Genomic DNA, 10876 nt, shown 5'->3' on the forward strand with positions numbered 1-10876 from the left:
CTCAGGGGCGCAATTGCGCCCCCGGGGATCTCAAGATTCCGGGTTCGATGCGCCGCATCGCCCCGGAATGACATCAGCGCGTCACTTCCCCCACACCTCGTTCGCGACCTCGACCGCGAGCCGCAGCTTGGCCCACTGCTCCTCCTCGGAGAGAATATTGCCTTCCTCGGTCGAGGCAAAGCCGCATTGCGGCGACACCGCGAGCTGCTCGATCGGGGCAAATTTGGATGCCTCCTCCAGCCGCCGCTTGATGTCGTCCTTCTTCTCGAGCTCGCCGAACTTCGAGGTGATGACGCCGACCACCACGACCTTGTTGCCCTTGGGCAGGAAGCGCAGCGGCTCGAAGCCGCCGGCGCGGTCGGAATCATATTCGAGGAAATAGCCGTCGTAGTTGGTACCGGCGAGCAGGGTCTCGGCGACCGGCTCGTAGCCGCCTGAGGAGATCCAGGTCGAGCGGAAATTGCCGCGGCAGACATGGGTCGTGATCACCATGTCGGACGGACGATCGGCGATCGCATAGTTGATGACCCGGGCATAGATCTCCTGCAGGCCATCCGGATTGTCGCCACGGTCGCGCGACTTCTGCAATTCCTCCTGCGAGCACAGATAGGCCCACACCGTGTCGTCGAATTGCAAATAGCGGCAACCGGCATCGTAGAATGCCTTGACCGCCTTGCGGTAGGTCTTGCCGAGATCCTGATAGAATTCCTCGAGGTCCGGATAGACCTCCTTCGAGATCAGCTTGCGGCCGCCGCGGAAATGCAGCACCGCCGGCGAGGGGATCGTCATCTTCGGCGTGACATGCGCCTGGTCGGCGTACTTCTTCAGAAAGCGGAAGTGATCGAGCATCGGGTGATGATCGGAGAAATCCAGCTTGCCGATCACCCTGATGGCATCGTGCCGGGTCTGCACGCCTGCGAACTGGATGCCCATGTCGGGATGGAACAGCTCGCAGCCGGTCAGATGGCTGAGGAAATCGAAATGCCACCAGGAGCGGCGGAACTCGCCGTCGGTCGCAAGCTTCAGGCCGACCGAGGCCTGCTTATGCACGACCTTCTCGATCTCCATGTCCTCGACCTTGCGCAGCTCGTCGGCCGAGATCTCGCCCTTCTCCAATCTGGCGCGGGCTTCCTTGATCTTCGGCGGCCGCAACAGGCTGCCGACCTCGTCGGCGCGGAACGGAGGCTTGGTTCGCTGCATGGTCAACTCCTAGACGTTTCTAGTGTGCCTTCTAATGCGCCTTGGCCCCGGAGACGCCAAGGTGGCGCTCGAGGACGGCGGGATCCGCCTTCAGCGCGCTGCTTGCGGCATCGTGCACGATCGTGCCGCGTTCCAATATCACAACGCGGTCGGCGAGCCCCAGAATCTTTTGCGCGTTCTGCTCGACGATGATCGAGCAGATGCCGCCTGAGCGCGTGATGGTTCCGATCGCTTTTAACAATTCCTCAACGATGATCGGCGCGAGGCCTTCGGTCGGCTCGTCGAGCAGCAGCACTTTCGGATTCAGCGTCAGCGCGCGGCCGATCGCCAGCATCTGCTGCTCGCCACCGGACAGCTGGTTGCCGAAATTGCGGCGCCGCTCCTGCAGCCGCGGAAACATCTCGTATACCCGCTCGACCGTCCACGGCCCGGGCTGCGCCACCGCGGTCATGTTCTCCTCCACCGTCAGCGAGCGGAAGATGTTGCGCTCCTGCGGCACCCAGCCGATCCCGGCGCGGGCGCGCTGGTCGGGCCGCATCGCCGTGATGTCGCGGCCTGCGAGCGCGACGCTGCCACCGAAGCGCCTGACGATGCCGACGATCGAATTGATCAGCGTGGTCTTGCCGGTGCCGTTGCGGCCGAGCAGCGCGAGCACCTGGCCCTCCGCAAGCGCCAGCGACATATCGGGCAGCACCACCGCCTCGCCGTATCCGGCACGCAGGCCCTGGATGGAAAGAAGCTCAGGCATCGGCGGCCTCGCCGAGATAGACCGCCCTCACCTGCGGATCGCGCGCGACCTCGTCGGGCGCGCCCTCGGTGAGCAGGCCGCCATTGACCAGCACCGAGATGCGGTCGGCGAAGGAGAATACGAGGTCCATGTCGTGCTCGATCAGGAGCACGGTGACATCGCGCCGCAGTGCTGCGACCGCCGCGAGGATGTCGTGACGCTCGCTCTCGGGCACGCCGGCCGCCGGCTCGTCGAGCAGCAGCACGCGCGGCCTGGCGGCGATCGCGACCGCGATCTCGAGCAGGCGCTGCTTGCCATAGGGCAAGGTCGAGGTGAGCTCCGTCATCACGTCGAGCAGATGGAAGCGCGACAGGATCTCTGCGATCTCTGCATTGACGTCGCCACGCGTTCCCATCCGCCGCCACCAGTCGCCGCCGCGGCCCATCCGTTCGGAGACCGCAAGCCCGATGGTCTCGAGCGGGGTCAGGTCGGGATAGAGCTGGTTGATCTGGAAGGTGCGCGACAACCCGCGCAGCACCCGCTTGTGCACGGACAGACCGGTGATGTCGCTGCCTTCGAGCAGGATGCGCCCGCTGTTCGGCGTCAGCACGCCGGTCAGCTGATTGATCACCGTGGTCTTGCCCGCCCCGTTCGGCCCGATCAGCGCGTGGCGGGCGCCCTGCATCACCTTCAGCGAAAGGTCGCGGGTGACGCGAAGGGCGCCGAAGGATTTCTCGAGGCCGCGTGTTTCCAGCGCGATCGTCATGACGCGTCGCTCTCCGGCACCGCGACGGCAGCCCTGCGGCCGGCGAACTGGCGGATGATCTGGTTCGGCACGAACAGCACCCAGCGATGGATGCGCGCGCGGCCGACCAGCACGATCACGACCAGCACGAGGCCGATCCAGAACAGCCAGTATTGCGGGGTGATGCTCTGAAACAGCTCCTGCAGCATCTTGAACACGACGGCCCCGATCAGCCCGCCATAGAGATAGCCGGTGCCGCCGATCACCAGCACCAGCATCAGGTCGGCGGAGCGCTCGAAGGAAAACACGTCGAGCGAGGCGAGCGCCGTGGTCTGGGTGAACAGCGCGCCGGCGATCCCGGCATAGAAGGCGGCGAGCGTATAGACCGCGATCAGGCGGCGGTTGACCGGCACGCCGATCGCGGCCGCGCGCAGCGGATTGTTCCTGATCGCGCGAAGCGACAGGCCGAACGGCGAATGCACCACGCGTCGCGCGAGTAGGAACAAGATGAACAGCACGATCAGCGAGTAGAAGAACCCGGTCCTGCCGAACATGTCGAAGGTGAACAGCCCGAGGATCGGCTGCATCTCGATGCCCTGCAGCCCGTCGGTGCCGCCGGTGATGTTGGAGAAGCGCTCGGCGAGTGCCTCGAGCAGCAACGCGATGCCGAGCGTCACCATCAGCCGTGTCAGGTCGACGCCGCGGATGACGAGAAAGCTGGTCAGGAAACCAAGCAGCGCCGCAACCAGACCGGCGGCAACCAGCGCGATGACGGGCTCGTTGATGATGCCGTGCAGCGCCAGCAAGCCGGCCGAATAGGCGCCGACGCCGAAGAAGGCCGCGTGGCCGAGCGAAACGATGCCGGCGTAGCCGAGGATCAGGTCGAGCGACAGCGCGAACAAGCCGAACCGCACGATGTCGGTCATGATCAGATAGCGCGACGGGAACAGGAAGGCGCAGGCGAGCGCCAGCGCCCAGAACGCGACCTCGCTGACCCGCCAGCGGGCGCTGGCCATCGCCTGAGTGCAAACGTCGGATAGCGCCGTCATGACCGCCTCACCGTGCCGCGGTACGGCCGAACAGGCCGTTCGGACGCCAGAGCAGGATCACGATCATGACCGTGTAGATCACGAACGGACCGAGCTTCGGCACGTAATACTTGCCGGCGACGTCGGCGATGCCGAGCAAAAGCGACGCGAGGAACGGTCCGGTGATCGAGGACGAGCCGCCGACGGTGACGACGATCAGGAAGTAGATCATGAATTTGAGCGGGAAATACGGATCGAGCCCGAGGATCTCCGCGCTCAGCGCGCCGCCGAGGCCTGCAAGGCCGCAGCCGAACGCAAAGGTGAAGGCGAACACCTGCGGCACGTTGATGCCAAGCCCGATCGCGGCGCGCGGATCGTCGACCGCGGCGCGCAGCCGGCTGCCGAACCGGGTCTTGGCGAGGATCAACTGCAGCGCCAGCGTGAGCAGGCCGCAGATCACCACGATCATCAGCCGGTAACGGCCGATGCCGACGCCGAACAGGTCGATCTGGCCTTCCAGCGCCGCCGGCAGCCTGATGAAGACCCGCGACGATCCCATGATGTAGTCGACCGCCGCGACCGACATGAACACCAGACCGATCGAGAACAGTACCTGGTCGAGATGGCTGCGGCTGTAGAGATGGCGGTACAGCGTGCGCTCCAGCGCGATGCCGATCGCGGCGCTGCCGACAAAGGCGAGCGGCAGGCCTGCGAAGAACGGCCAGCCGGAATTATTCACCAGCACGGCGCAGATATAGCCGCCGGCCATCGCGAAGGCGCCATGGGCGAGGTTGACGAAATTCATCAGCCCGAGCGTCACCGCAAGCCCGCAGGCGAGCACGAACAGCAGCATGCCGTAGGCGACGCCGTCGAACAGGTTGGTGAGGATTGAGGCCATCGGATCAGCTTAGCCGAGAAGGTGCCATTGCGTCGCGCAAACAGATCGTCATGGCCGGGCTTGTCCCGGCCATCCACGTCTTTCTCGCGGCGGTGGGAAAGACGTGGATGCCCGGCACAAGGCCGGGCATGACGCACGGGAGGCGGCGCGCGCCGAGAACGACAGCGACAGCGACAGCGTCACTTCTTGGTCTTGCCGGAATCCTTGACGGCCTCGAAGGTCGCGAACTCGACATTATAGAGTTCGCCGTCGACCTTCTCGACCTTGCGGATATAGATGTTCTGCACGATGTCACGGGTTTCCGGATCGATCGAAATCGGGCCGCGCGGGCTCTCCCACTTCATGCCCTTCATCGCCTCGATCAGTTTGTCGCCGTCGGTCGCACCATTGGTCTTCTTCAGCGCCTCATAGATCAGATGGATGCCGTCATAGCCGCTGACCGCCATGAAGCCGGGGCGGTTGCCGAACGCCTTCTTGTAGGCGACGACGAACTCCTTGTTCATCGCGGACGGATGCGCGGCCGAATAGAGATGCGCCGTCACCGCGCCGAGCGCGGCATCGCCCATATTGTTGAGCAGATCGTCATCCATGACGTCGCCGGGTCCGATCACCCTGATGCCGCTCTTGTCGAGCCCGCGCTCGGCATATTGCTTCATGAAGTTGCCGCCCTGCCCGGCCGGCACGAATACGAACATCGCGTCGGGCTTGGAATCCTTCATGCGCTGCAGGAACGGCGCGAAGTCCGGATTGGCGAGCGGGACCTTGACCTCTTCGACGATCTCGCCACCGCCGGCGGTGAAGTGCTGCTTGAAGAAGGTCAGCGCATCGTTGCCGGGCGCGTAGTCGGAGGTCAGCGTCGCGACCTTCTTGATGCCGTTCTTCACCGCCCAGTCGCCGATGATGGTGGAGGACTGCGCCAGCGTGAAGCTGGTACGCACGATGTAGGGCGAACGCTCGGTGATGATCGAGGTGCCGGCCGCCATCACGACTTCGGGGATCTTGGCCTGCGTCGCCAGCGGCGCCGCTGCGAGCGCCGCGGGGGTCACGCCGAAGCCCGCGATGAAATTGACCTTGTCGTTGACGATCAGCTCCTGCGCGAGCCGCTTGGTGTTGTCCGGCACCGCGGCGTCGTCCTTCAGGATGATCTCGATCTTCTTGCCGGCGACGGTGTCGCCCTTCTGCTGCATGTAGAGCTTGATGGCGTTATCGATCTGCTTGCCGGTCGACGCCTGACCGCCGGTCATCGGCAGGATCAGCCCGATCCTGACGGCGTCGTCCGCCCGCGCCGGCACGCTGGCGCACAACCCGGAAAGCACGGCCGAAGCGGCGCCCCACAGCAACATTTTGCGACGATTGAACATCGACGTCCCTCCCCCTTCCGTTCTTCTGCATCGAGCCTTGGTCCCCGGCTCTTGCCTTGTTTTAACTCAAGCATGCACGGCCAAGCCGCAACGCGACAAGGCGTCTCCGCGTGCCCTCTGTCAATCGGACGATGGACGTGTGCCACACGCGACGCGATCGGGTCTGACTGCAGAGACAAGTATCAGGATACCAACATCGCTCCACAAGACTCAATGCCTCTGCGAGAAGCGGTCTCGCGCATTCAAGGCCGCCGCCGGCTCGATTCATTTGTACGATCGTACAAACGCAGCGACAATGTCAACAAACAAGCACAATTGCAGCCGAACGGTCGCGCCCGAGATCATCATCCATAAAGACCAGGGCTGTATCCTTCCTCCCATGCCAATCGTCACGCGTCCCATCGCTGTCCTGACTGCCCTCGCGCTCGCGGCCGGCGCGCTCGGGGGATGCAGCTCCATGAACCAGAAGCTCTCGGCCGGCATGGCCGACACCATTCCAGCCTGGGCCGGCGGCCTGCCGGCGGATGCGCCGCCGCGGCCGGGCACCCCCGAATACGACAAGTTCATGCAGGATCGGGAACGCAAGCGGCTGGCGCCTGCGGCCCAGCGCGGCGACGACGCGAAGCCGGCAACGGCACCGCAGGACGCGGCCCACTGAGCGCACGGTCGGCCGGCCCAGAACCCGCATCGCCTGGTGCGGGCCGGGCGAAGCGCGGATCAGTCGACGAACACCACGGTCTTGCGTCCGTTGAGGATGACGCGATCGGCGAGATGGTAGCGGATCGCGCGCGCCAGCACCCGGCGCTCGATGTCGCGCCCCTTGCGCACGAGATCCTCGGGCGTGTCGCGGTGGCTGATGCGCTCGACGTCCTGGTCGATGATCGGGCCCTCGTCGAGATCGCTGGTGACGTAATGCGCCGTGGCGCCGATCAGCTTGACGCCGCGCTCATGCGCCTGGTGGTAGGGCCTCGCGCCCTTGAAGCCCGGCAGGAAGGAATGATGGATGTTGATGCAGCGGCCCGACAGCCGCGCCGACATCTCGTCCGACAGGATCTGCATGTAGCGGGCCAGCACGACGAGGTCGGTCCTGGTGTCCTGGGCCAGCTTCCACACCGCGTCTTCCTGCTGCCGCTTGGTCTCCTTCGTCACCGGCAGATGATGGAACGGGATATCGCCGAAATCGAGCGAGCCGTAGGTCTCGCGCGGATGGTTGGAGACAACAGCGGTAGGGATCATTTCGAGCTCGCCGGTGCGCCAGCGGTAGAGGATGTCGACCAGGCAGTGATCGGACTTCGACACCAATAGCATCACCCGGCGGCGGGTGGCGCGATCGCGCATCTGCCATTCCATGCCGAACCGTTCGGCGATCGCGGCAAAGCCGGTCTGCAGCGCCGCGAGTTCGACCGCAAGGTCGGCAGCGGTGAACACCACGCGCATGAAGAACTTGCCGGTTTCGACGTCATCGAACTGCTGGGCATCCAGGATGTTCTGGCCGTTATGGGCAAGAAACGTCGAGACCGCCGAGACGATTCCCGGACGGTCCGGACAGGACAGGGTCAAAACGAATTGATGGTCGGGCATGCCAATTGACCAAAGCTTGAGCAGATTGGTGGAACGGTCATTTTCGGCCCTCGTCTACACCGCAGGCGGCCTTGCGCCAATCCCGGCGCGGGGGTCAAATCGAACAAATGACGACAATGTTTGTTAGGGACCATCATGGCTGAACGGCTGAACGGCTACCGCATCCTGATCCTCGAGACGCGCGAGGAGGCGCAGTTTTCCCGCCTGCTCGCCGAGCAGGGGGCCGACGTGCTGCAATGCCCGATGTTCACCATCCACGATGCGCCTGATGCGGTGCCGATCGAGGCCTGGATTCGCCGCGCCATCGAACGGCCGCTCGACGACCTCGTGCTGATGACCGGCGAAGGCCTGCGCCGGCTGATGAAGGTCGTGCGCCGGATCGGTGTCGAGCGGGAGTTTGTCGATAGCCTCGCCAAGACGCGCAAATTCGCCCGCGGCCCAAAGCCCGGCCGGGCGCTGCGCGAGATCGGCCTGGAACCGCAGATGACGACCGAGAAGCCGACGTCGGAAGGCGTCGCCGAGATGCTGTCGAAGCTCGAGCTGACCGGCCATCGGCTCGGCCTGCAGCTCTATCCGGACAAGGATCACGCCACCCTGATCGGCGCGATCAGGGCACAGGGCGCCGAGGTCGATACGGTGCTGCCCTATGTCTATGACGCGCAAGCCGCCGACGCCAACATCGTCACCGCGATCGAGGAGATGGCGCAGGGCCGCATCGATGCGATCGCGCTGACCAATCTCGGCCAGGTCCGCCGCCTCATCGAAGTGGCACGGGCGCGCGGTTGCGAGGACAGGTTACGCCAGGGGTTCGAGCGCACGCCGATCGCATCCGTCGGACCGGCGGTATCGGACGAACTCAAGTCCCACGGACTGCGCACCGACATCTACCCGGCCGAAGACACCTTCTTCATGCGGCCGCTGATCTCGGCGATGGCGGCGGCGCTTTCCAAGAATCCGCCGCGCGCGACGGCGCAAAGCTAATCGACCTTGGCGCCGGCGAACTTGACCACCTTGCCCCATTTCTCGGTCTCGTCGGCCACCAGTCTGCCGAAGTCGGCGGCCGAGCCCGGCAGCATGATCGCGCCGATCTCGGTGAACCGCGCCTTGGCTTTGGGATCGGCGAGGATTTCATTGACGGCCTTGTTGAGCCTGTCGACGATTTCAGGCGGCGTGTTCTTCGGCGCCGCGAGGCCGTACCAGGCGCTCGCCTCGTAGCCCGGCAGGAAGTCGGCGACCGGCGGCAGGTCCGGAAGCACGTCCGAACGGGTCGTGCTGGTGACCGCAAGTCCGCGCAGCTTGCCTGATTTGACGTGCTCGGCGCAGGTCGGAAGATTGTCGAACATCACCTGCATCACGCCGGACAGCATATCGGTGAGCGCCGGCGCGCCGCCCCGGTAGGGCACATGCTGCATGTTGATGCCGGTCAGCATCTTGAACAGTTCGCCCGACATGTGGATCGTCGAACCGTTGCCTGAGGACGCCATGTTGAGTTTGCCGGGATTGGCCTTTGCATAGGCGATCAGTTCGGGAATGGACTTGATCGGCAGCGAGGGGTGCACCACCACGACGTTGGGAAAGCGAATGATGCCCGCGATCGGCTCCATCTCGCGCATGAAGTCGAAGGGCAGTTTCTGGTAAAGCGTCGCATTGATCGCATTGGCCGGCGCGACCAGCAGCAGCGTGTAGCCGTCGGGCGCCGCGCGCAGCGCCTGCTCGGTGGCGATGTTGGTCCCGCCGCCCGGCCGGTTCTCGACAATGAAGGAATGCCCGAGCTTTTCCGACAGCCACTGCCCCATCAGGCGCGCCGTCAGGTCCGCCGAACCGCCGGGAGTATAGCCGATCACGAGGTGAACCGGCCGCGCCGGATAGGCCTCGGCAATCGCTTTTCCAAATGTGAGCGGAAGCGCAGCCGTAGCGGCTGCAAGTTGCAGGAACTGGCGGCGTAGAACCTTCATGATGTCTCCTCCGACGCACTGGCGGCTCTTGCGGCACGCTTGGGCACGCGCATCCTAGCCGCACGGCGTCGCCAAGCCGACAGATATTCTCAGTCGGAGGGCGGGAGGTTCACCGCGTCACTTCGTCTCGCGCAGATAGGCCTGGTACGCGAGGGCGATGCCATCCTCGAGCGAGGTGGTGGCGCGCCAGCCGAGCCTGGCCAGCCGGCCGACGTCGAGCAGCTTGCGCGGCGTGCCGTCCGGGCGCGACGTGTCGAAGCTGATCTCGCCGCGATAGCCGACGGCGGCCGCGACGACGCGCGCGAACTCGGCGATGGTGATGTCCTCGCCGGTGCCGATATTGACCAGTTCGGGCGAGGAATAGGTCTTCATCAGATGGATGCAGGCGTCGGCGAGATCGTCGACATAGAGGAATTCACGGCGCGGCGTGCCGGTGCCCCACACCACGACATTGCCGGCGCCGGAAACCTTGGCCTCGTGGAAGCGGCGGATCAGCGCGGCGACGACGTGGCTGTATTCGGGGTGATAATTGTCGCCGGGGCCGTAAAGATTGGTCGGCATCACGCTGATGAAATCGGCGCCGTACTGGCTGCGATAGGCCTCGGCCATCTTGATGCCGGCGATCTTGGCGATGGCATAGGGCTCGTTGGTCGGCTCCAGCGGGCCGGTCAGCATCGAATCCTCGCGCAGCGGCTGCGGCGCCAGGCGCGGATAGATGCAGGACGAGCCGAAGAACATCAGCTTCTCGCAGCCATTGGCGTGCGCCGCCTGGATCACGTTGCTCGAGATCGCCAGATTGTCGTAGAGAAATTCGGCCCGCAGCGTGTTGTTGGCGACGATGCCGCCGACCTTGGCGGCAGCGAGGAACACGGCCTGCGGCCGCTTCGCGGCAAACCAGGCATTCACCGCGGTTTGGTCGCGCAGATCGACCTCGCTGCGCGACACCGTCAGGAGATCGGCCTCCTCGCGCGCCAGCCGGCGCATCAGCGCCGAGCCGACCATGCCGCGATGGCCGGCAACGAAGACCGTCTTGCCCTTCAGCTCAAACGCCGTGCTTGCCATTGGCCGCGTCCTGCCTGGCCTCGACGAGATCGCTGGCGACCATTTCCTTCACCAGCTGCGCGAACGGCGTCTTCGGCGCCCAGCCGAGCTTGGCGCGCGCCTTGCTGGCGTCGCCGATCAGAAGATCGACCTCGGTCGGGCGGAAATAGGTCGGATCGATCTGCACCAGGGTGTTGCCGGACGCCTTGTCGACACCGACCTCCTCGACGCCCTTGCCGCGCCATTCGATGCTGCGGCCGACCTCGGCAAACGCCAGCTCGACGAACTCGCGGACCGACCGCGTCTCGCCGGTCGCGAGCACGAAGTCGCCGGGCTCGTC

12 protein-coding genes are annotated in these 10876 nt (G+C 65.0%); 2 read left to right on the forward strand and 10 right to left on the reverse strand.

Going from position 1 to position 10876, the window contains the following annotated elements; translation table 11 throughout:
• Window positions 1–81: 81 nt before the first annotated feature.
• From E2I15_RS17560 to E2I15_RS17585, 6 genes are all read right to left on the reverse strand, one after another.
• Window positions 82–1200, reverse strand: coding sequence for a cobalamin-independent methionine synthase II family protein (locus E2I15_RS17560; RefSeq protein ID WP_016840262.1), 1119 nt, complete (start codon window positions 1198–1200; stop codon window positions 82–84).
• Between the two features lie 31 nt (window positions 1201–1231).
• Window positions 1232–1948 carry an ABC transporter ATP-binding protein gene (locus tag E2I15_RS17565; RefSeq protein ID WP_137480232.1) on the reverse strand — a complete coding sequence of 239 codons (717 nt, stop codon included), beginning with the start codon at window positions 1946–1948 and terminating at the stop codon, window positions 1232–1234.
• The gene (locus E2I15_RS17570) at window positions 1941–2693 is read right to left on the reverse strand and encodes an ABC transporter ATP-binding protein (RefSeq protein WP_137480234.1); all 753 of its coding nucleotides are present in this window, start codon (window positions 2691–2693) and stop codon (window positions 1941–1943) included. The genes E2I15_RS17565 and E2I15_RS17570 overlap by 8 nt, the downstream gene beginning before the upstream one ends.
• Window positions 2690–3721, reverse strand: a complete 1032-nt coding sequence (locus E2I15_RS17575; protein ID WP_137480236.1) for a branched-chain amino acid ABC transporter permease — start codon at window positions 3719–3721, stop codon at window positions 2690–2692. Before E2I15_RS17575 ends, E2I15_RS17570 begins: the two co-directional genes overlap by 4 nt.
• 7 nt (window positions 3722–3728) lie before the next feature.
• On the reverse strand, window positions 3729–4598 hold the full coding sequence (locus tag E2I15_RS17580; protein WP_137480239.1) for a branched-chain amino acid ABC transporter permease: 870 nt from the start codon (window positions 4596–4598) through the stop codon (window positions 3729–3731).
• A 179-nt stretch (window positions 4599–4777) separates the two neighbouring features.
• Window positions 4778–5959, reverse strand: a complete 1182-nt coding sequence (locus E2I15_RS17585) for an ABC transporter substrate-binding protein (protein ID WP_137480240.1) — start codon at window positions 5957–5959, stop codon at window positions 4778–4780.
• Between the two features lie 379 nt (window positions 5960–6338).
• On the opposite strand from E2I15_RS17585, the gene E2I15_RS17590 reads away from it, so the two are divergent.
• On the forward strand, window positions 6339–6617 hold the full coding sequence (locus tag E2I15_RS17590) for a hypothetical protein (RefSeq protein ID WP_137480292.1): 279 nt from the start codon (window positions 6339–6341) through the stop codon (window positions 6615–6617).
• A gap of 59 nt (window positions 6618–6676) precedes the next feature.
• On the opposite strand, the gene purU is transcribed toward E2I15_RS17590, so the two are convergent.
• On the reverse strand, window positions 6677–7540 hold the full coding sequence (gene purU, locus E2I15_RS17595; RefSeq protein WP_137480242.1) for a formyltetrahydrofolate deformylase: 864 nt from the start codon (window positions 7538–7540) through the stop codon (window positions 6677–6679).
• 135 nt (window positions 7541–7675) lie between these two features.
• Here purU and E2I15_RS17600 point away from each other — a divergent pair, with 135 nt between their 5' ends.
• The gene (locus E2I15_RS17600; RefSeq protein ID WP_137480244.1) at window positions 7676–8521 is read left to right on the forward strand and encodes a uroporphyrinogen-III synthase; all 846 of its coding nucleotides are present in this window, start codon (window positions 7676–7678) and stop codon (window positions 8519–8521) included.
• On the opposite strand, the gene E2I15_RS17605 is transcribed toward E2I15_RS17600, so the two are convergent.
• From E2I15_RS17605 to E2I15_RS17615, 3 genes are all read right to left on the reverse strand, one after another.
• Window positions 8518–9495, reverse strand: a complete 978-nt coding sequence (locus tag E2I15_RS17605) for a tripartite tricarboxylate transporter substrate binding protein (protein WP_137480246.1) — start codon at window positions 9493–9495, stop codon at window positions 8518–8520. The genes E2I15_RS17600 and E2I15_RS17605 overlap by 4 nt on opposite strands.
• Window positions 9496–9612: 117 nt before the next feature.
• Window positions 9613–10557 carry a GDP-L-fucose synthase gene (fcl, locus tag E2I15_RS17610; protein WP_155262440.1) on the reverse strand — a complete coding sequence of 315 codons (945 nt, stop codon included), beginning with the start codon at window positions 10555–10557 and terminating at the stop codon, window positions 9613–9615.
• Window positions 10538–10876 (reverse strand): GDP-mannose 4,6-dehydratase (locus E2I15_RS17615; RefSeq protein ID WP_196238917.1); only part of this gene is annotated, 339 nt, incomplete at its 5' end. The genes E2I15_RS17615 and fcl, both read right to left, overlap by 20 nt.

Source organism: Bradyrhizobium sp. BR2003, from assembly GCF_009720285.1.
GTDB classification, from domain to species: domain Bacteria; phylum Pseudomonadota; class Alphaproteobacteria; order Rhizobiales; family Xanthobacteraceae; genus Bradyrhizobium; species Bradyrhizobium elkanii.